The following is a 21,239-nucleotide window of genomic DNA, read 5'->3' as shown; positions in this document are numbered from 1 at the left end:
AAAAATGTGTACAAATCATGAATATATTTAAGGTAAGCGTTTTAAAAACATGTTACACTATTCTGGGTTCCTTTGTATGGCATATAGGTAAATATAAGCTTAGTCTTATAGATTTACACAATGTCTCTTGCAGAAATAGTGCCATTCTTTTTACGAGTGGTAGATCAGTTTCTGCTGGTTCCGGAATAGTGCTGCATGTATAACATCAGCCTATCCCTAACCCCGCGGCAATCAAAACGGAAAGCGAGATGACGACAGGCTGCCTGTTTAGTCACCACGCTACTTTAGGAGGCTACCGCTATGAATATCCACGAGTATCAGGGAAAAGAAGTGCTTAAGAAGTACGGTGTAGCCGTACCGAATGGAAAAGTAGCTTATACAGTGGAGGAAGCGGTAGAAGCCGCAGAGTCACTGAGCACACCGGTTGTTGTAGTTAAAGCTCAGATTCACGCAGGTGGACGCGGTAAAGCTGGAGGAGTAAAGGTTGCTAAGAATATCGATGAGGTGCGTAGTTACGCAACTGAGATTCTTGGAAAGACTCTAGTAACTCACCAGACTGGACCGGAGGGTAAGGTAGTAAAAAGACTGCTCATTGAAGAGGGTTGTCAAATTGTTAAGGAGTATTACATTGGTATCGTAGTTGACAGAGGAACTGGCCGAGTGGTCATGATGGCTTCTGAAGAAGGCGGTACTGAGATTGAAGAAGTAGCTGCAACACATCCGGAGAAAATTTTTAAAGAGATCATTGATCCGGCAGTGGGTTTGCAGACTTTCCAGGCGCGCAAGCTGGCTTACAGCATCTCTATTCCCAATGAGCTGGTAGGCAAAACTGTGAAATTCATGCAAGCGCTATATTTAGCTTTCGTGGATAAAGATTGCTCTATTGCCGAAATTAACCCATTGGTAGTGACTGCGGATGGGAATGTGATGGCACTGGATGCCAAACTGAATTTTGATTCCAATGCCTTGTTCCGTCATAAGGATATTCTAGAGCTGCGGGATTTGGATGAAGAGGATTTAAAGGAAATCGAAGCCTCGAAGTATGACCTTAGCTATATTGCGCTTGATGGCAATATTGGGTGCATGGTAAACGGTGCAGGTCTCGCGATGGCGACTATGGATATTATTAAGTATTATGGGGGCGAACCCGCCAACTTCCTGGATGTAGGGGGCGGTGCAACGACCGAGAAGGTAACAGAAGCCTTTAAAATCATTTTATCGGATGAAAAGGTGAACGGGATTTTTGTTAATATTTTCGGCGGTATTATGCGCTGTGATGTTATCGCTAACGGTGTTGTAGAAGCGGCTAGTCAACTGGGTTTGACCAAACCGCTGGTTGTGCGTCTTGAGGGAACAAATGTTGGATTAGGCAAGCAGATTTTGGCTGGATCGGGACTTAATATTGTTGCTGCTGATTCTATGGCGGACGGTGCCCGTAAGATTGTGTCTCTTGTGCAATAATGGCCTGATTTAGGAAGCCAGTTATCGTATTTGACAATATAAGTAGGGATGTGACTTAAGGCATGAGCATTCTTGTAGATAAAAATACGAAAGTTATCACGCAAGGAATTACAGGATCAACGGGTTTGTTCCATACTAAAGGTGCGCTGGATTATGGAACACAGATGGTTGGAGGGGTAACACCGGGTAAAGGTGGAACATCTGTCAATATCACGCTTGAAAATGGCAGTGAGGTTAGCCTTCCGGTATTCGATACTGTTGTAGCTGCTAAGGCGGCTACAGGCGCAACCGCTAGTGTAATCTATGTACCGCCAGCATTCGCAGCAGACTCCATAATGGAAGCCGTGGACGCAGAACTCGACTTGGTGATTTGTATTACCGAAGGGATTCCAGTGCTTGATATGGTAAAGGTGTCCCGTTATATGGAGGGGCGCTCTACTGTATTGATCGGACCCAACTGTCCGGGAGTTATCACTCCTGGGGAATGCAAAATAGGAATTATGCCGGGTTATATTCATATGCCAGGGTATGTAGGTGTTGTCTCGCGCAGCGGAACTCTAACCTATGAGGCTGTTCATCAGCTGACCACGCGTGGAATCGGGCAATCTTCAGCTGTAGGTATTGGCGGAGACCCTGTTAAAGGCTCGGAGTTTATTGATATTCTGAAGCTTTTTAATGAGGATCCGGGTACAAAGGCAGTCATCATGATTGGTGAAATTGGCGGAACCGCAGAGGAAGAAGCAGCAGAGTGGATTCGTGAGCATATGACTAAGCCGGTTGTAGGGTTTATTGGCGGTGCTACTGCCCCTCCTGGCAAACGTATGGGGCATGCGGGTGCTATTATTTCCGGAGGCAAAGGAACAGCGAGTGAGAAAATTGCCGTACTTGAATCGTGCGGAATCAAGGTCGCTCCTACACCTGCCGAAATGGGCTCAACGCTTGTGAGTGTGCTTGAAGAACGCGGTATTCTTAGCGCATTTACAACGCATTAATTATTTTATTTAATTGAAGGAATTCACTCTACGCGAGTGGGCTTCTTTCGTGTATAATTATTTCAGAGGTAAGCAACCTTTTGTTCCTATCCAAGGGATGAAAGGTTGCTTTTTTTGTTTTTTTAACATAGAAAAATATTGAATTACAAGATAATATTGCATTCATCAAATTCATGTTACAAAATAGGGAAGGCTAACCCTTCCATTAAAGGAGAGTAAGCTTATATGGAAGAAAAAGATCTGCTGTTTGGTTTTAATGAAGTGGAGGGGATTGGCTGGAAGAGTATCGACAAGATCCGCAGAGCCGGCTTAATGTCAGAACGAGCATTTTCCTGTAGTGCAAAAGATTGGGAAACGATCGGATTGAACAGAAAGCTGTCGAATTATCTTGCTTCCATATATACGTTAGAGTGGATCGCCAAAAGGCGCTTATTAATGGAAGAATGTGCAGTGAAGATGGTAACTGTGTTTGATGCGGCTTATCCTGTTTTGTTGAAGGAGACGACACAGCCACCGTGGATCCTTTATTATCGAGGTCGATTGGAACTGTTATCAACTCCTAGTGTGGCGATGGTTGGCACTCGTGTGCCAACAGCATATGGACGAAAGGTAGGGGAGATTCTCGCGGAGGAGCTTAGTGCAGCAGGTCTAACGGTGGTTAGCGGGCTTGCGAGGGGGATCGATAGCATTTGTCATGAAGCGGCGCTAAGAAGCGGTGGAGGGACGATAGCGGTAGTGGCAACAGGGTTGGACAAAGTCTATCCAACTGAGAATATTGAGCTGGAGCGGCGTATCTCTCAGGAAGGGCTTGTCATCACAGAGTATCCTCTTGGAACTAAAAGTCATCCTGGATTATTTCCACAGCGTAATCGGATCATAGCAGGTTTATCACGGGGGACAGTGGTCGTGGAGGCTGACAGTCGCAGTGGATCACTTATTACAGCCGATGCTGCCTTGGAAGCTGGAAGGGATGTCTTCGCAGTGCCTGGACCTATTACATCACCTAAAAGCAGAGGGGCGTTAGAGCTTATCAAACAGGGTGCAAAGCTGGTAACCAGTGGATTAGATATTATAGAAGAATATACTTCTTATTTGCCGACAAACGTAATAAAAACAGGGAATAATAGCACTACCGAACAGACAGCAGACGACTTTATGATTGAAAAGAAATTGACAAATGAGGAGTCTCACCTATACCATATACTGCATCAAGGCCCTTTTATATTGGACGATCTGCTTGTAAGAACAGGATGGGATTTTGGACATTTGCATTCAGTTCTGTTATCTTTAATCATAAAAAAAGCGGTAACACAATTACCAGGAGCTATTTATAAGGTAATTTAATATAGAGGTGCGAGTGTTAACGAGGAGGAAGAGTCTATGGCAGATGCATTAGTTATTGTCGAGTCGCCTGCAAAAGCGAAGACAATTGGCAAATATCTAGGTAGTAAATATATTGTAAAGGCATCAATGGGACATATTAGAGATCTACCGAAGAGTCAAATTGGTGTTGAGGTGGAGAATGATTTCAGTCCCAAATATATTACTATCCGCGGTAAAGGATCTATATTGAAGGAATTGAAAGACGCTAGTAAAAAAGTTAAAAAAGTTTATCTCGCAGCTGACCCTGACCGCGAAGGGGAAGCAATTGCTTGGCATTTGGCGCATGCGCTGGATTTAGATAATACACAAGAATGCAGAGTTGTTTTTAATGAGATCACCAAACAAGCGGTAAAAGATGCTTTTAAGACACCGCGTAAGATTAATATGGATCTCGTGAATGCACAGCAGGCTAGACGTATTCTGGATCGACTGGTAGGGTACAAGATTAGCCCTCTATTATGGAAGAAAGTCAAAAAAGGTTTATCTGCTGGACGTGTACAATCCGTTGCCGTGAAGATCATTATGGATCGTGAGAATGAAATCTCCGCTTTTGTACCCACCGAATATTGGAGCATAACAGCGAAGCTTGGAATCCGGGATTCCGTCTTTGAAGCTAAGTTTCATAAGCTGAATGGTGTGAAAAAAGAACTGAACCAGGAAAGTGATGTTCAGGAGGTTCTTGAAGCCATTAAGAACGCATCTTTTAAGGTGAGTGATGTGAAGGAGAAGGAAAGACAACGTCATCCTTCGGCTCCTTTTACCACCAGCTCCCTACAACAGGAAGCAGCTCGAAAGCTTGGATTCCGTGCCGCTAAGACAATGTCTGTTGCACAGCAGCTATACGAAGGTGTGGAACTCGGTAAAGAAGGTACCGTAGGTTTGATCACTTATATGCGTACAGACTCCACGCGTCTCTCTGTCACCGCTCAGGATGAAGCTAAAGAGCTTATAACAGCTAAGTATGGTGAGAAGTTCTTGCCAGAATCCCCACGGCAGTATTCTAAAAAGGCAGCTGGAGCACAGGAAGCGCATGAAGCGATTCGTCCTACCTCGGCATTACGCGAACCTGAAATGGTCAAAGAGTTCTTGAGCCGTGATCAATTCCGTCTCTACAAGCTAGTGTGGGAGCGATTCGTATCAAGTCAGATGTCTTCTGCCCTGCTGGATACGCTTTCGGTCGATATTGCTGCAGGTACTGCTACATTCAGAGCTGTTGGTTCGAAGGTTTCATTCCCCGGGTTCATGAAGGTTTATGTAGAAGGCAACGATGACGGAACTACAGATGAAGACAAGTATTTGCCGCCGCTTCAAGCGGGAGATGCTTTAAATAAGCAGGAGATCGAGCCTAAGCAGCACTTTACACAACCGCCTCCACGATATACGGAAGCAAGACTTGTAAAGACGCTTGAGGAGCTGGGTATAGGCCGTCCAAGTACATATGCCCCAACGCTGGAAACCATCCAGAAGCGTGGGTATGTGGCTATTGAAGAGAAAAAATTCATGCCAACCGAACTTGGCGAGCTTGTTATAGAGCAGATGGAGCAATTTTTCCCGGAAATCCTAAACGTTGAATTCACCGCGAACATGGAAGGTGATCTTGACCATGTGGAAGAGGGCTCAGAAGACTGGGTAAAGGTTCTTGCAGAGTTTTACGAATCGTTTGAGAAGCGTTTGGTATTCGCGGAAGAAGAGATGAAAGAAATTGAGATTGAAGATGAAGTCTCTGATGAGATCTGTGAGAAATGCGGCAAACCTCTCGTGTATAAGCTGGGTCGCTTTGGGAAATTCCTAGCATGCTCTGGCTTTCCGGATTGCCGAAACACGAAACCGATTATCAAGGATATTGGCGTAACTTGCCCTAAATGTCATGAAGGTAAGGTTGTGGAGCGACGCAGCAAAAAAGGGCGTGTTTTCTATGGCTGCGATCAGTACCCTGGTTGTGATTTCGTTTCATGGGATAGACCTTCTATAAAACCATGTCCATCATGTGGATCTTGGATGATTGAGAAACGTAATAAGCAAGGAACCAAGCTACAATGTACGTCTTGTGATCATACAGAGGCGGTTCTAGACAACGAAGAAGAATTAGCAGATTAATAGTCTCTATGGGAGGAAAAAAGACAGTGTCAGATACAGCAAAAGTAACAGTAATTGGAGCGGGCCTCGCAGGAAGCGAAGCCGCTTGGCAAATAGCATCACTAGGAGTACCGGTAAGATTATATGAGATGAGACCTGTAGTAAAGACGCCAGCCCATCACACGAATCAATTTGCTGAACTGGTATGCAGCAACTCCTTGCGTGCGAATGGATTAGGAAATGCTGTAGGTGTATTGAAGGAAGAAATGCGGCGTTTGAACTCTCTTGTATTAGGTGCTGCTGACCGACACGCGGTACCCGCAGGAGGAGCACTCGCCGTAGATCGGGACGGATTCTCAGGTGAGATCACCCATACTTTGCATAATCATCCGCTCGTTGAAGTCATAAATGAAGAACTTACGCATATACCGGAGGAAGGGATTGTTGTTATTGCAACGGGCCCACTAACTTCACCGGCATTATCTGCTGAAATAAAAGGGCTGCTGGGTGAAGAGTATTTCTACTTCTATGATGCAGCAGCACCGATTGTTGAGAAAGACACCATTGATATGAACAAGGTGTATTTGGCTTCCCGTTATGATAAAGGTGAAGCGGCTTATCTGAACTGTCCGATGACAGAAGAGGAGTTCGACGTGTTCTATGATGCGTTGATTTCTGCTGAGACAGCAGCACTCAAAGATTTTGAGAAAGAAATATACTTTGAGGGCTGTATGCCTATCGAAATCATGATGAAACGCGGCAAGCAAACAGCGTTATTTGGCCCAATGAAGCCAGTAGGACTTATCAATCCGCATACAGGTAAACTTCCTTACGCGGTTGTGCAACTCCGTCAGGATAACGCTGCCGGCACACTTTACAATCTTGTTGGTTTTCAGACCCATTTGAAATGGGGCGAGCAAAAGCGTGTATTCTCGCTGATCCCAGGTCTTGAGAATGCTGAATATGTTCGTTATGGTGTGATGCACAGAAATACATTTATTAATTCTCCTAAACTTCTGCACCCTACCTATCAGATGAAAGGCAAGGAAAGACTCTTTTTTGCTGGACAGATGACAGGTGTAGAAGGTTATGTTGAATCAGCTGCTTCCGGGCTCATAGCTGGTATTAATGCTGCACGGGCAGCACTCGGACAGGAAGGACTGATCTTCCCGCAGGATACTGTTCTAGGCAGCATGCCAGCTTATATTACTTCAGCCGATCCAGAGCATTTTCAGCCTATGAATGCCAATTTCGGTCTGTTGCCGAAGGTAGAGAAGAAGATCCGCAATAAGAAGGAAAAGAATGAAATGTTAGCTCATCGCGCTCTGGACAGTCTTGCCGAGTATGCCAACCGTACAGGACTCGCTTATTCGGAGCCGGAGGTTGTCGATAGCGAACAAAGCCCATCTTAAGGAGGTAACTTACAATCATGGTACCCAGCTTTCATGCGACTACAATTTGTGCTGTAAGACATAACGGACAGGCAGCTATAGCAGGTGATGGACAGGTTACATTCGGAGAGAGTGTTATTATGAAGACGACGGCCAGAAAAGTTCGTCGCCTGTACAGAGGACAAGTAATAGCAGGTTTTGCGGGGTCCGTTGCGGATGCTATTACCCTATTCGAAAAATTCGAGGGCAAGCTGGAGGAGCATCATGGGAACCTGCAGCGGGCTGCAGTTGAATTAGCGAAGGATTGGCGTCAAGATCGTATTCTTCGGAAGCTTGAAGCTTTGATGATTGTTATGGATAAGGAAGGAATGCTCCTGATCTCCGGAAATGGTGAAATTATCGAACCGGATGATGACGTTCTTGCGATTGGTTCCGGTGGTAATTTTGCGCTGGCTTCAGGTCGAGCACTCAAACGTCATGCATCCAATCTTTCCGCTGCGGATATTGCTAGAGAATCGCTTCAGGTAGCATCTGAAATTTGTGTGTACACTAATTCCAACATTATTGTTGAACAATTATAGACTCAGTGCCATAGAGACAAGGAGGAATTCACGATGGTGAATCAATCGCTTACACCCCGTCAAATTGTAGCCGAATTGGATAAATATATCGTAGGTCAGAAGCAAGCTAAGAAATCGGTAGCCGTTGCGCTTCGTAATCGGTATCGGCGCAGTCTGCTAGCAGAGGAACTGCGTGATGAAGTCGTCCCTAAGAACATCCTGATGATCGGACCTACAGGTGTGGGTAAGACAGAGATCGCCCGGCGTCTAGCAAAGCTTGTTAATGCACCGTTCATCAAAGTGGAGGCTACTAAATTCACTGAGGTCGGTTATGTAGGTCGAGATGTGGAATCTATGGTTCGTGATCTGGTAGAGACTTCTATTCGTATGGTGAAGCTTGAGCGCACCGAGAAGGTTAAGGATCGTGCGGAAGAACTGGCTAATGAGCGGATCGTTTCTATATTGGTACCTTCCTCTTCCAAAAATAAATCACAAAAGAATCCTTTCGAGATGATTTTTGGAGGGAATTCTGCACAAGAGGACTCTAAAGAAGACACTGAGCAGGATGGAAGCCTAAGTGAACGCCGCCGTGGGGTTAGATTTAAGCTGTTGGCTGGTCAGCTGGAAGATGACATCATTGAAATTGATGTTGAGGATACAGCGCCAACTATGCTGGATATGTTTGCAGGTCAAGGAAACGACCAAATGGGTATGAATATGCAAGAGATGTTCGGCAATTTGCTGCCTAAGCGGACGAAGAAACGTAAGCTTCCTATTCGCGAAGCGCGCAAGGTACTCATTCAGGATGAGGCGGCCAAGCTGATTGATATGGATGATGTGATCCAGGAATCCGTGACTCGGGCTGAACAATCAGGCATTATTTTTATCGATGAAATCGATAAAGTAGCAAGTCAGGGAAAAGGGTCTGGACCGGATGTGTCGCGTGAAGGTGTGCAACGGGATATTTTGCCGATTGTAGAGGGCTCGACCATTATGACGAAATACGGTCCTGTGAAGACGGACTATGTACTCTTTATGGCTGCCGGAGCTTTCCATATTGCTAAGCCTTCAGATTTGATTCCAGAACTTCAAGGTCGTTTTCCGATTCGCGTAGAGCTGAGCAGTCTAACGTTAGAGGATTTCGTTTCTATTTTGACGGAACCGGAGAATGCTTTAACTAAACAATATGTGAATCTGCTTAAAACAGAAAATTTAGAAGTGGAATTCCAGAAGGATGCTATACATGAGATTGCCAAAATAGCGGCTTCAGTGAATCAAAATATGGAGAATATAGGTGCACGGCGTCTTCATACTATTTTGGAGAAGCTGTTAGAGGATCTTTCTTTTGAAGCACCTGAGCTGACTTTGGAGAAAATGGTTATTACCCCGGAGTATGTGCGCGAGAAATTGGCAAGTATAGCTCAGGATCGTGATTTAAGTCAGTATATTCTTTAAAGTGACAAAAAAAACAAAAAATCTATGTATTTTGAATTTGGGCATAACGGATTAGATAAATTACAAATTGGTGTCGTGAAAACGTAAAAATATGTCAAAACATGCAATTAAAAAGAAAATAATGAGTTAAAAATGTAAATAAATAGTAATAAAGTGCTAAAAGCCCTGTCTTTTCTAAAAAGATAGGGCTTATTTCTTATTGTAATAATATACAAATTAAATGAAAATCAATGTATGTGAAAATGCTAAATGTTATTCATTGCGACAGCGTTCGACGGAATACCGTAAATTTTGAGTATTTTTCTTCTTTATTTGTCGAAAGCAAGCAGGTTTTTTGATGGAAGTTGTGGAATTCTTTTCATTATGATAGCTTTGAAAGGAGGAATTGTCTTGGGATTGCTGAATAGTGTCAGTTTTCAACGATTGCAGGGAGGCATTGATGCTGCCTATAAACGACAAAGTGCTCTAGCAAATAACGTGGCTAATCAAGATACGCCCAATTTCAAACGTTCTGATGTTTCATTCGAAAGTATCCTGCAACAACAGGAAAGTGGAATCCAATCTACACTTAGAGCGAAAGTTTCGGATACCCGGCATTATCAATTTGGCAGCAACACAATTGTTCCCGCTGCTGTTGAGAATACTGATGAAACTACCTCTATGAACAATAACGACAATAATGTGGATGTAGATCGCGAAATGGCGTTAAGCGCAGAGAACCAGCTTAGGTATAGTTCTTATGTTGAACAGATTAACAGCCAGATTTCGATGATGCGAGCCGTAATTCAAGGAGGATAAGAGAGTATGAACTTTGGTAGTAGTTTTGGGATCAGCGCATCTGCATTAACGGCTCAACGGTTGCGGATGGATGTAATTTCTTCCAACGTAGCCAACGCTGAAACTACAAGAGCATCCGTGGTTGATGGCAAGGCTGTTCCTTACCGACGTAAGTTGGTTGTTTTGGAAACGAACGAAAGTAATAAATTCTCGAATATACTAAATTCGAAAATGAACAATAGCAATGAAGGGGTTAAGGTGCAGTCGATCATAGAAGATACTTCACCATTGAAACCGGTATACAATCCGAGCCATCCTGATGCGGATGCTGAAGGATATGTCTATATGCCAAACGTAGACATTACCAAAGAAATGGTTGATATGTTATCTGCATCTCGTTCTTATGATGCCAATGTCACGATGCTTAATGCATCCAAGGCTATGGTAAGCAAGGCACTCGAAATTGGTAGATAAATGAATGTTAATTAACTTAAGGGGGGGAAACAGTTGATACAGAATATATCTAATGGGGTTCAGGCTGTACAGCAGCTTGCTATGAAACCGACATCTTCCGAAGTTTCATCCACTCCTGCTAATTCGATGGAGAGCTTTGGCTCTTATCTTGAGGATGCGCTCAATAAAGTGGCTGATCAGGAACAACAAGCTAAGGATATGAGTAATAAATTTGTATTGGGAGAAGTGAACATTGACGAAGTGATGATTTCTTCCCAACAGGCTCTACTGAGTTTACAGTTGACTACACAAGTCCGGAACAAAGTGATTGAAGCCTATCAAGAAATTATGAGAACTCAAATATAATAAATCCTAGCTTAGTTTCGGATGGGGTGACACTGTGAATGAAAGATTTGCCCAATATCGGGAGAAGGTTCTCTTGTATTGGAACAGATTTAGTGGTAAACAGAAGATTTTATTCTTTTCAACATTGTTTATCATTCTAATAATAATCGTAGTTATGACCATGCAGCTTTCAAAAACAGAATATGAAGTAGCATTTCAAGATTTGGACAGTACGGATTCGGCTGGAGTAATGAAAGCCTTAGATTCAGCAGGTGTTTCATACCGATTAAGTCAAGATGGAAAGAGTATTTCTGTACCAAGTACAGAAGCAGCTCGGGTCAAGGTGGATATCGGTTCTCAGGGGATTGTTCAAGGTGGTTCTATCGGATATAAAGTCTTTGATGAAAACTCATCGATGATTGGTACAACAGATAGCGAGTTTAACGTGAAGTACAATAATGCATTAAACGGTGAAGTTGAACAGTTAATGAGACGCATGCAAGGGATTAAAGATGCAAAAGTGCTGATTAATTTGCCTAAAGAGACAGTTTTTGCCTCACAGGCTGATCAGGAGCAGGCATCTGCATCCGTTGTGCTTTCATTTGATCCAGGATTTAGACCTACTCAAGACAATATTGACGGGTATTTCAATCTTGTGAAAACTGCTGTGCCCAATTTGCCAATTGACAACATTACCATTGCAAATAATGAAATTGAATTAATGCCAACAGCTAAAGGTGGACAGGCTGGTGTCACAAACCAAGTTGAAGAAAACTTCGCTCTTCAGAAAAAATTCGAAGAAGAAGTAAAGAAAAATGTGAAACAATTCCTTAGCACTCTTACCGGTCCTGATAAAGTGGATGTTCTTGTGTTCTCAAAGTTGAACTTTGACAAGGAAAACCGGAAGGAAGATCTTGTTACCCCTGTGGATACAGAGAACATGAAGGGGATTGAGATCAGTTCACAGATAATTAGTAATTCGTATTCGGGTCAAGGAAACACGACTGGCGGAGTGGCTGGCACTGGTTCTCAAGATGTTACGGGCTATCCTTCTGATGCGGGTGCGGATACTTCTACCTCGGAGGAATCTTCTGAAACGAGGAACTACGAAGTTAACCGAATTACTAAAGATGTTATTGCTAGTCCGTATACTGTTAAAGACTTAACCATAAATGTTGCAGTTGAACCACCTTCAGGAGAAAAAACTTTAGATGATGCAACATCAGCTGCAATTCAAAATATTTTGGTGAATATTGTTCGCGCTTCTCTTGCAGATTCAGGTACTACATATACAGACGCTGATTTGACCAAAAAGGTTTCGGTCTACTCGCAACAATTTGGTGGCACCGATGCCAACACCGTTAAAGGTGGTCTCGCTTCTTGGATGATATGGGCTATCGGAGCAGCAGCATTGCTGGTTGGAGCAGGTGGAGGATATCTAATCTACCGGAGTCGTAAACAGACTGTGGAAGAGGAAGATGAAGACATTCCATTGCAGGTTCCTACTGAATTTCCTTCTATTAACTTGGAGAGCGTGACGAATGAAAGTCAAGTTCGTAAGCAATTGGAAAGTTTGGCCAAGAAGAAGCCAGACGAATTCGTAAATCTGCTGCGTACATGGCTTGCAGACGAACAGAGGTGAACTAATGGCAAAGGCTAGCCAGCAGGGACTTAGTGGCCGTCAAAAAGCTGCGATCCTGCTTATCACACTAGGGCCCGAGGTATCGGCGCAAATTTTCAAACATTTAAGAGACGAGGAAATTGAACAGCTGACTCTTGAAATTGCCAATGTTCGCAAAGTGGACAGCGGTGAAAAAGAGTCGATCATGTCTGAATTCCATCAGATATGCCTCGCCCAGGAATATATATCACAAGGCGGTATTAACTACGCTAAGGAAATTCTGGAGAAAGCGCTTGGGTCAACAAAAGCAATGGAGGTCATTAATCGTCTGACTGCAACATTGCAAGTAAGACCTTTCGATTTTGCACGAAAAGCGGATCCTAATCAGATTCTCAACTTTATCCAGAATGAAAATGTACAGACTATTGCACTTGTATTGTCTTATCTGCAATTTGAACAAGCTGCTGCAATCCTTTCCTCGCTTCCTCAAGAGAAACAGGCAGAGGTGGCGAGAAGAATTGCTGTGATGGACAGTACCTCTCCAGAGGTAATTACGCAAATTGAACGTGTGCTGGAGCAGAAGCTTTCCGCTACAGTAACCCAGGATTATACAAATGCTGGTGGTATCGAATCAATTGTACAAATCTTGAATGGGGTTGACCGGGGGACAGAGCGTACGATTCTGGATTCTCTCGAAATTCAAGATCCAGAGCTTGCCGAAGAGATCAAAAAACGGATGTTCGTATTTGAAGATATTGTTAATGTGGACAATCGTTCAATACAGCGCATTGTTCGTGATATCGATAATGCGGATTTACAGCTTGCACTCAAGGTTGCCAGCGAAGAAGTACGGGATGTTATTTTCAGAAATATGTCCAAGCGTATGGCAGAAACGTTCCGAGAAGAAATGGAATACATGGGTCCTGTGCGGCTGCGTGATGTTGAAGAAGCACAGACTCGTATTGTAGGTACGATCCGCAGACTCGAAGAGTCTGGTGAAATTATCATCGCTCGTGGCGGAGGAGATGACATCATTGTCTAAGCTGATCAAACACTCCCAGTATGTTCCGGTTGATGTCTTTAAAAGATTGGAACAGGCCCGGCAATATGCGGGCCTAACTGAGGAGCCCGTTCCCGAGGAGACTTTAAGCGAGACTGACTATCATGATCCCGCACGTGAAGAGGCAGAAGAGACGCGTAAGCAAATGCTTAAGGACGCTCAGGATTTTGCTGAAGAGCAGGTTCGGAATGCATCTCTTGAAGCGGAACAGATTGTAGAGTCCTCGAAAGCGGAGGCTGAAGAGTGGTGGAAACAACGGCGTGAGCAGGATGAACATCTGATCGAAGCTATCAAAGCTGAAGCTCATCAGCAAGGTTATGAGGAAGGTGTTTCTCAGGCTGAGGAAGAGATGAAGCATAAGATCGCAGAGATGATGGAAGAAGCGCGTGCTGTTTTGACTGAGGCGTATAAAGCAAGAGAAGTGATTATTCAGGAAGCGGAGCCTTTTTTAGTAGAGTTAAGCTGTGATATTGCAGAGAAAATTGTGGACAAGCAGTTAACGGTAGAACCACAATTCGCAATGGACTTAATTCGCAAAAATCTGGCTCGTAAGCGAGAACAGGGTTTGATCTCACTTTGTGTATCCCCAGCGCAGTTCGCTTTTGTGAATGCTGCCCGGGAAGAATTATCACTAGCTGTTGATTCACAGGCTGAACTGCAAATCTTGCCCGACTCAACGGTAAAAGACCAAGGATGTGTTATCCGCTCTTCCTTTGGCAGCATTGATGCTCGAATCGACACTCAGCTCGCAGAGATCAAGAAAGAGCTGGTAAGAATTGCGCTGGACACCGATGAGCAGAGAAATGGGGAAGACGATGCTTAATAGCAACCGTTATAAGGAGCAACTTCGTAATCTCGATCCGGTGAGGATCAATGGGAAAGTGACGCAGGTAATCGGTCTAATGGTTGAATCGGAAGGCCCTGACGCAAGTATAGGTGATGTATGCTACATCTACCCTTCCAAAGGAAACAAACCGCTGCAAGCTGAGGTCGTTGGTTTCCGTGATAACAAGGTACTATTGATGCCACTTGGTGAACTGCAGGCGATTGGACCTGGTTGTGATGTAGTGGGCACTGGTAAGCCGCTTAGCGTGCAAGTAGGTTCTGAATTATTAGGAAAAGTACTGGATGGTCTGGGGCAGCCGCTTGATGGCTCTCTCATTCCAGCACGAATGCCACATAGCTCTACCTTTAATATTCCTTCCAATCCACTTAATAGACCGCGGGTGCAGGAACCCATCAGTATTGGTGTGAGAGCGATTGACGGTTTGCTAACGATTGGCAAGGGACAGCGGGTCGGTATTTTTGCTGGCTCGGGGGTCGGCAAGAGTACTTTGATGGGGATGATTGCCCGGAATACATCGGCTGATGTAAATGTTATTGCTCTGATTGGTGAGCGTGGCAGAGAAGTATTGGATTTCATTGAACGAGATTTAGGACCAGAGGGCTTGCAGCGATCCGTAGTAATTGTTGCTACCTCAGACCAACCTGCTTTGATTCGCATAAAAGGTGCGCTTATCGCTACAACGATTGCCGAGTATTTCCGCGATCGTGGCCTTAATGTAATGCTGATGATGGATTCGGTCACCCGTTATGCCATGGCCCAACGTGAAGTTGGACTTGCAGTTGGAGAGCCGCCAGCCATGCGGGGATATACACCTTCGGTGTTTGCCAGCTTACCCAAACTGCTGGAACGTGCCGGTACAGGTCCTACAGGCTCTATAACAGCCTTCTACACGGTACTGGTTGATGGTGATGACATGAACGAGCCCATCGCAGATGCAGTCAGAGGAATACTTGACGGACATATCGTACTCAATCGAAACATTGCTAACAAAGGACACTTTCCAGCAATAGATGTTCTTTCCAGCATAAGTCGAGTAATGAAGGATATTGCTCCAGAAGAACAGATTGCAGCAGCGGAGAATGTGAAGCGCCTTATGGCCGTTTACAAGGATTCAGAGGATTTGATTAATATTGGAGCTTATCAGAGAGGCTCTAATGCTCAAATCGACGAGTCGATGGAATTTATCGACAGTATATGGGATTTCACCAAACAAAAGGTGAATGAAAAAGTTACGCTGGCTGAAGTTCAACAGTCTTTAATTTCACAGTTCTCAAGGAGTTGATTCGGTATTATGAGGTTTCATTATACTTTTCAAAAAGTCGTTGACTTGAAGGGCAATGAGAAGACACAGGCAGAATGGATGCTCTCAAGCGCGCTTGGAGAATTGCAGGCACAGGAAAGAAGCCTGGATGAACTCATCTTTCAGCGGAGTGCTATCATGCTATCCTTACAAAATGCCGCAGAGCAAAAGACACCTATGGTTAAGATTCGTGAAATGCAGGAGTATGTGGAATATCTGGATAAATGCATTGCCCGTAAGCATACGGACATTAGCCGTGCACATCAAGAAGTCCAGAAGAAACAAGATCAGTTAAGCACTAAGGTTTTAGATGAAAAAGTATGGTTGAAGGCAAAAGACAAGGCTGAGACATTGTTTCAGCAAAGTATGATTTTACGGGAACAAAACGAACTGGATGAGATGGCAACCGTCCGCTTCGCGATGAAATCCCTCTAACCCGGGAGGTTTCCGCTAGTGGCTAATATTGATAATGATATGGAACTTGAAAATGAAGGGTCAGCGGGGAAATTTGAGCGGTTCTTATTCTTAATGATACCGATTATATTCACGCTAGTACTGCTTGGAGTACTGTTGACGCTTTTTAATATGGACATTCGTAATAATGTACTTGAAGTTGCGAATAAAATTCCTATCCTGGAAAAATGGGTTCCTGATCCGCCTGCAGATCCTTCTAAACCGAAGGAAGAAAGCAAAAAGCAGGAAGTGAGCTCAGCGACAACGATTAAGGAGCTTAAAGCTCAGCTCGCCCAGCAGGAAGAAAACCTGAAGAAGGTTACAGATGAAAAAACTGCCCAGGATACCAAGGTTCAGGCGCTAGAGTCACAGATTGAAGGAATGAAGAAGGAAGCTGAAACCGCAGAGGCAAGCACAGAAGAAGCTGAGGATCCTTATCAGAAACAGGTTTCTGATTTGGCTAAGCTGTATGCGGGCATGAAAGCTTCAAAGGCTGCACCGATCATGGAGAATTTAACTACAGAAGAAATGGTGCAGATCTTCAGTGTCATGAGTAAAGCGAGTAAAACTGCGATTTTGGAAAAAATGGATCCGCAAAAAGCTGCAGATGTAACGATAAAGTTAAAAGAAACTACATCTTCGAGTGACATGGCGGTTGCAGCTCTTCAATCTAGATTGAAGAAAGACGCCGGTACAACAGCAACTGCGACAACCAGTACGAATTTGGATAAGGAAAAGTTGAATCAGACCTTCAGTTCAATGACTCCTGCTAATGCAGCATCGTTACTAGGAGAAATGTACAAGATTAGCCCTGATAAGGTTGTGACGATTATGAATACCGTAAGTGATAGTGTTCGTTCATCTATTTTGGGAGAAATGACTAAAAATGATAGCGCGCAAACTGCGAAAATTGTTAATCGTCTGATGGGTGCTAAATAGATAGGGAAAGGAGGTGAAAAATAAATGAGTTTAGTCGTTCAATCGCTTGTGAGTGCAAACACAACTGCAGTAAATGGGAGTACATCGACTACAACGGGCACAACAACGACAGCTGCACCATTTGCTCAAACCCTGGTACAAACCATGGGAGGCAATGCCAACACCTCGTCGACTCCAGCTGAACCCCTATTGGCAAATCTAGCTTCTTTGCTGCAAGGCCTGTTAAAGGAAGTGCAGCCGACTGGAGAAGAGCAAGCAGGGCAAGACACTCAGAAGGGTGATCTCCTTGAAAAACTTGCTGCTGATGTTGAGAAGCTGGATGAAAGTATCAGTAGTGATCCTGCTCTGTTGGTAGCCTTACAGGCTTGGATTCTTCAGGTATCTGCACTTTTATCTGGAAGCCATGCCGCAGAGGATGGCACTGCTACAACGGAAGCAGAAGTGGCTGGAAGCTTGTCCCCATTGGCACAGAATGCTGATACATTGAGATTTGCAGTTCAAGACGACCTGCAAAGTTTAGTTTCTATGATTCAGGAAGCTGCAGTGAGTGGCAATGAGGAAGTAGCAACTAAGGGAATCAGTTTATTGAATAATTTCACAGCGCTTTTAGAAGAGTCCTCCTCTAACACTAATAAAGGGAAGGGAAAGACGAGCAATGTGAATGCTGCTTCTGTTTCTTCCGTAGAACAGCCCGCTATCACTGAAAGCAAAAATAATCCAACGGATAAAACACTTCAGAATGTGAGCAATCGTTCCGGAGAAGCTGTTGTAGTGAAAAATGATACGGTTGTCAGCTCGCCAGTGACCTCAGGAACTGTGCAAGAAGCTGAAGCAGAGACTGCGAACACGCCGTTAATCAAGACAGGTGTAACCGGGGAAACGAAGTCAACAGAATCCACTCTAGATTCCACGCTAGGAATTACAGCTAACGAAGGGGATCATGAGGTTGTTACTGCGGGTCAGTTATCTCTGCGCGGAGGAATTACAGCACCGCTGAAGGCTGAAGTGCCAGCAGCGCCTGTTCCGGTTCAGCAATTTGCTCAAGAAATGACAGGTTTCATTACAGGCAAATTAGAGATTGTGCAAAAAGGTGGGATCGCTGAAGCGACTATATCCCTTTTTCCAGAAAATCTCGGACAAGTTGATGTTAAGATCACAATGCAAAATGGTCATTTAGTTGCCCAGTTCATGACTGAACATACCGGTGCTAAAGATATGCTGGAGCAACAAATGAACCAGCTTCGCGCTGCATTGCAATCTCAGGGTCTTCAAGTGGAGAAGCTGGAAGTTACGCAAAATAATACCCCACTTAATTCGCAATGGGGGCAGGAAGGACGCCAACCTAATTCCGGAAGTGGACAGCAGGGTAGACGTTCCAAAGAAAGCAGAGAGGAAGCCAGTGATGCCGTTCTTGCCGCAGAGCTGAATGGTGAATGGAAGGACTGGGTTTCAAATGCGGGACAAGAAGATCAGTCCCAAGGTGGATCTTTTTCTGCTAAGGCTTAACTCTAATAACAAACGAAAGAGAGGTGAGTGGTTATGGCGACAACAGTTCCGGTCTCTACTAAAGATCAGTGGAATTATACAACTCCCGACTCTAGTGCACGGACAACGGGTAATTCTACTTTAGGTAAGGATCAGTTTTTGAAGATTTTGATTACTCAGCTGCAAAATCAAGATCCGATGCAACCGATGGAAGATAAAGAATTTATTGCGCAAATGGCCCAGTTTACATCCGTGGAGCAATTGATGAATATCTCTACTCAGCTTAATGCTATGAATCAGTCCCTTGGATCTGTATCCGGGTTGATTGGTAAAGATATTACTTGGACAGACACCGCCACAAAGCTGCCTAAGACAGGTAATGTTGAATCTATCGTTGTTAGCAATGGTATTCAATATGCGGTTGTGGGAAAAGACAGAATTGCTTTAACCGATATTACACAAATTCAGAATGCCGCAGCAACGCCAGAAAGCGGTTCTGGTACAGATAGTAATACTCCGGAGAATAGCGGAGGAAGCGGGGCGAGCATATGAGTGACAGGCTTACTATAGGCCAGCTGTATCCTGCGTCCCTGCATTCTACAACGTTACAACGATCTTCGCTGCCTAAGCAGTCTGTGGCGGGGGAAGCTTCTTTTGAGAGTTTGCTGCAACAGAAACTATTAAAATTCAGCAATCATGCTGCTAAACGCCTAGAACAAAGAGGGATAGAGCTTGGTAGCGGTCAGCTGGATCAAATTTCATCTGCTGTGGACAAAGCTGCTGCTAAAGGAAGTAAAGAATCCTTGATATTAATGAAGGATTTGGCGTTTATCGTTAGCGTTCCTAATCGCACAGTAGTTACTGCTATGGATGGTAACTCGATCAAAGATAATGTATTTACACAAATCGATAGTGCAATAGTGATTTCATAATAGGCTGGTCCTAACGGAAAGCCGAGGCGGCCGCTGACCGACTGACGCGGTCCCAATTCACTTGGAAAGTTATTAGGACTCTATAATCTGGGAGGACATTAAACATGTTAAGATCAATGTATTCAGGGGTTTCAGGAATGAGAGGCTTTCAAACTAAGCTTGATGTAATCGGTAATAATATTGCTAACGTCAACACTATCGGGTTTAAATCCGGACGTGTTATGTTCAAGGATATTATGAGCCAAACCGTTTCTGGTGTTACTGCACCGGGTGAGGATGGTCAAGGTGGGGTAAATGCGAAACAAGTTGGACTAGGTGTTAGTATTGCTTCTATAGATACCCTACATTTGGCTGGTAGTGCTCAAACCACCAACAACCCAACAGATTTACGTATCGATGGAGATGGTTTTTTTCTGGTTAAGCTTACTGAGGATCAAGATACTGCATTTTTGACCCGCGCCGGAGATTTCCACATTGACGCTGCGCGTAATCTTGTTACCGCTGACGGACTTCATGTTTTAGATTCCGACGGTGGGATCATTCAATTAGGTGACGATGTAACGGCGTTTTCTATCTCTAATGATGGAACAATTGTTCAGACCATGGAAGATGGAACGACTGGAGCTGGGGTGAAGATTGGTGTAGCCAAGGTTACTAACCCATCTGGTCTGGAGAAAATCGGAGGCAATCTGTATCGTATGACACTTAATGCGAATGCAGAAGGCGAACTAGTTCCGACTACAGCGAACAATACAGAAGATGGCACCGGGGCAATCATCTCTGGACAGCTGGAAATGTCCAATGTGGATCTTACCAATGAATTTACAGAAATGATCGTATCACAGCGTGGATTCCAGGCGAATTCCCGTATCATCACAACTTCTGATGAAGTGCTGCAGGAAGTAGTAAACCTGAAGCGTTAATTTAATCAATAAATTCTATATTTTCTTAAATGGTTCATGCGGAGTCGTGGGGGAGTTACTCCTCCCCCTATTTTGTTAGGAGGCCTGTTATGATATCGGTAACAAGATTAAATGGAACACCGATGTGGATCAATGCCCTACTGGTCGAAATGGTAGAAGAAAGCCCGGATACATACATTACGCTCGTAACCGGAAAAAGACTGATCGTTCTCGAAAAAGCCGATGAGGTTATTACGAAGATCCGGGATTATAACAGGGACATAGGCACATATGCTGCCACCATTAAAATCCAGTCAATGGAGGAGCTAACATGAAAAAGATGATGCCGTGGCTCATCACGATATTACTAGCGATTACTCTGATCGTGGTCGCCGCATTTTTACTATTGGACAGGATCTTTCCGAAAGATACGAACGAGGTAAGTGCTGCTGTTCAAAATGTGGAAACAAAACATTTAACTGCAGATGAAATCGTCGAATTGACGGCAGAGATCATTGATATCAAAACAAATCTTGCTGATCCCGATTTTATCCTTCAAGTAGATTTCGCCTTCCAACTGAGTTCTGCGAAATCAAAGGAAGAATTCGAAAAAATAAAAGAGATCAAAATCAAACCAATAATTATCAAGACGCTTGCAGATACCAAACCTGAGGACCTTAATGGAGCGAATGGAAAAGATCAGCTTAGCAGTAAGCTTATTAATCTGATCAATAAGACATTGACTGAGGGCCAAATTACTCAGATCGAAATCACCAAATTCCTTTTGGCTTCTGTGTAGCTTTATTC

At 44.1% G+C, this 21,239-nt stretch carries 22 protein-coding genes; all 22 read left to right on the top strand.

Annotated elements, in window-relative coordinates:
- Positions 1-300 precede the first annotated feature (300 nt).
- A complete protein-coding gene (gene sucC / locus MKZ16_RS19520) occupies positions 301-1,461 on the top strand; it encodes an ADP-forming succinate--CoA ligase subunit beta (RefSeq protein WP_038571984.1) in 1,161 nt (386 codons plus the stop codon).
- A 62-nt stretch (positions 1,462-1,523) separates the two neighbouring features.
- Entirely contained in the window at positions 1,524-2,453 is a 930-nt protein-coding gene (gene sucD / locus MKZ16_RS19515) for a succinate--CoA ligase subunit alpha (protein ID WP_036688571.1), read from the top strand.
- Between the two features lie 225 nt (positions 2,454-2,678).
- Positions 2,679-3,797 (top strand): DNA-processing protein DprA, encoded by a 1,119-nt coding sequence (dprA, locus tag MKZ16_RS19510; protein ID WP_076106365.1) that lies wholly within the window; start codon positions 2,679-2,681, stop codon positions 3,795-3,797.
- 36 nt (positions 3,798-3,833) lie between these two features.
- Entirely contained in the window at positions 3,834-5,933 is a 2,100-nt protein-coding gene (topA, locus tag MKZ16_RS19505) for a type I DNA topoisomerase (RefSeq protein WP_036688567.1), read from the top strand.
- An 8-nt stretch (positions 5,934-5,941) separates the two neighbouring features.
- Positions 5,942-7,324, top strand: a complete 1,383-nt coding sequence (gene trmFO, locus MKZ16_RS19500; RefSeq protein ID WP_076100371.1) for an FADH(2)-oxidizing methylenetetrahydrofolate--tRNA-(uracil(54)-C(5))-methyltransferase TrmFO — start codon at positions 5,942-5,944, stop codon at positions 7,322-7,324.
- A gap of 17 nt (positions 7,325-7,341) precedes the next feature.
- On the top strand, positions 7,342-7,884 hold the full coding sequence (gene hslV / locus MKZ16_RS19495; RefSeq protein WP_076106363.1) for an ATP-dependent protease subunit HslV: 543 nt from the start codon (positions 7,342-7,344) through the stop codon (positions 7,882-7,884).
- Between the two features lie 33 nt (positions 7,885-7,917).
- On the top strand, positions 7,918-9,318 hold the full coding sequence (gene hslU, locus MKZ16_RS19490) for an ATP-dependent protease ATPase subunit HslU (protein ID WP_076106361.1): 1,401 nt from the start codon (positions 7,918-7,920) through the stop codon (positions 9,316-9,318).
- Between the two features lie 390 nt (positions 9,319-9,708).
- Positions 9,709-10,116 carry a flagellar basal body rod protein FlgB gene (gene flgB, locus MKZ16_RS19485; RefSeq protein ID WP_038571975.1) on the top strand — a complete coding sequence of 136 codons (408 nt, stop codon included), beginning with the start codon at positions 9,709-9,711 and terminating at the stop codon, positions 10,114-10,116.
- A 6-nt stretch (positions 10,117-10,122) separates the two neighbouring features.
- Positions 10,123-10,569, top strand: a complete 447-nt coding sequence (gene flgC, locus MKZ16_RS19480; RefSeq protein WP_036688555.1) for a flagellar basal body rod protein FlgC — start codon at positions 10,123-10,125, stop codon at positions 10,567-10,569.
- Between the two features lie 33 nt (positions 10,570-10,602).
- Positions 10,603-10,914: a flagellar hook-basal body complex protein FliE gene (gene fliE / locus MKZ16_RS19475; RefSeq protein ID WP_036688553.1), complete on the top strand. Its 312-nt coding sequence runs from the start codon at positions 10,603-10,605 to the stop codon at positions 10,912-10,914.
- A gap of 34 nt (positions 10,915-10,948) precedes the next feature.
- The gene (fliF, locus tag MKZ16_RS19470; protein ID WP_076106359.1) at positions 10,949-12,535 is read left to right on the top strand and encodes a flagellar basal-body MS-ring/collar protein FliF; all 1,587 of its coding nucleotides are present in this window, start codon (positions 10,949-10,951) and stop codon (positions 12,533-12,535) included.
- A 4-nt stretch (positions 12,536-12,539) separates the two neighbouring features.
- Positions 12,540-13,556 carry a flagellar motor switch protein FliG gene (fliG, locus tag MKZ16_RS19465; RefSeq protein WP_036688550.1) on the top strand — a complete coding sequence of 339 codons (1,017 nt, stop codon included), beginning with the start codon at positions 12,540-12,542 and terminating at the stop codon, positions 13,554-13,556.
- A complete protein-coding gene (locus MKZ16_RS19460) occupies positions 13,549-14,397 on the top strand; it encodes a FliH/SctL family protein (protein ID WP_036688548.1) in 849 nt (282 codons plus the stop codon). The genes fliG and MKZ16_RS19460 overlap by 8 nt, the downstream gene beginning before the upstream one ends.
- Entirely contained in the window at positions 14,390-15,703 is a 1,314-nt protein-coding gene (gene fliI, locus MKZ16_RS19455; protein ID WP_036688546.1) for a flagellar protein export ATPase FliI, read from the top strand. The genes MKZ16_RS19460 and fliI overlap by 8 nt, the downstream gene beginning before the upstream one ends.
- Positions 15,704-15,712: 9 nt before the next feature.
- The gene (fliJ, locus tag MKZ16_RS19450) at positions 15,713-16,156 is read left to right on the top strand and encodes a flagellar export protein FliJ (protein WP_038571963.1); all 444 of its coding nucleotides are present in this window, start codon (positions 15,713-15,715) and stop codon (positions 16,154-16,156) included.
- Positions 16,157-16,195: 39 nt separating this feature from the next.
- Positions 16,196-17,113 carry a kinesin gene (locus tag MKZ16_RS19445; protein ID WP_076106445.1) on the top strand — a complete coding sequence of 306 codons (918 nt, stop codon included), beginning with the start codon at positions 16,196-16,198 and terminating at the stop codon, positions 17,111-17,113.
- A gap of 24 nt (positions 17,114-17,137) precedes the next feature.
- Complete coding sequence (locus tag MKZ16_RS19440; RefSeq protein ID WP_076106357.1) at positions 17,138-18,619, top strand: flagellar hook-length control protein FliK; 1,482 nt, start codon at positions 17,138-17,140, stop codon at positions 18,617-18,619.
- Positions 18,620-18,652: 33 nt separating this feature from the next.
- Complete coding sequence (locus tag MKZ16_RS19435; RefSeq protein WP_036688543.1) at positions 18,653-19,150, top strand: flagellar hook capping FlgD N-terminal domain-containing protein; 498 nt, start codon at positions 18,653-18,655, stop codon at positions 19,148-19,150.
- Positions 19,147-19,530, top strand: coding sequence for a TIGR02530 family flagellar biosynthesis protein (locus MKZ16_RS19430; RefSeq protein WP_036688541.1), 384 nt, complete (start codon positions 19,147-19,149; stop codon positions 19,528-19,530). The genes MKZ16_RS19435 and MKZ16_RS19430 overlap by 4 nt, the downstream gene beginning before the upstream one ends.
- Before the next feature lie 104 nt (positions 19,531-19,634).
- The gene (gene flgG, locus MKZ16_RS19425; RefSeq protein WP_036688538.1) at positions 19,635-20,453 is read left to right on the top strand and encodes a flagellar basal body rod protein FlgG; all 819 of its coding nucleotides are present in this window, start codon (positions 19,635-19,637) and stop codon (positions 20,451-20,453) included.
- A gap of 89 nt (positions 20,454-20,542) precedes the next feature.
- Positions 20,543-20,767 carry a flagellar FlbD family protein gene (locus MKZ16_RS19420; RefSeq protein ID WP_036688535.1) on the top strand — a complete coding sequence of 75 codons (225 nt, stop codon included), beginning with the start codon at positions 20,543-20,545 and terminating at the stop codon, positions 20,765-20,767.
- Positions 20,764-21,231 carry a flagellar basal body-associated FliL family protein gene (locus MKZ16_RS19415; protein WP_036688532.1) on the top strand — a complete coding sequence of 156 codons (468 nt, stop codon included), beginning with the start codon at positions 20,764-20,766 and terminating at the stop codon, positions 21,229-21,231. The genes MKZ16_RS19420 and MKZ16_RS19415 overlap by 4 nt, the downstream gene beginning before the upstream one ends.
- Positions 21,232-21,239: the final 8 nt, after the last annotated feature.

It is taken from the genome of Paenibacillus sp. FSL R5-0928 (genome assembly GCF_037970385.1).
Lineage (GTDB): Bacteria > Bacillota > Bacilli > Paenibacillales > Paenibacillaceae > Paenibacillus_AQ > Paenibacillus_AQ odorifer.
Note: the sequence above shows the minus strand (reverse complement) of the source record. Positions and strands in the feature narration are given on the sequence as shown.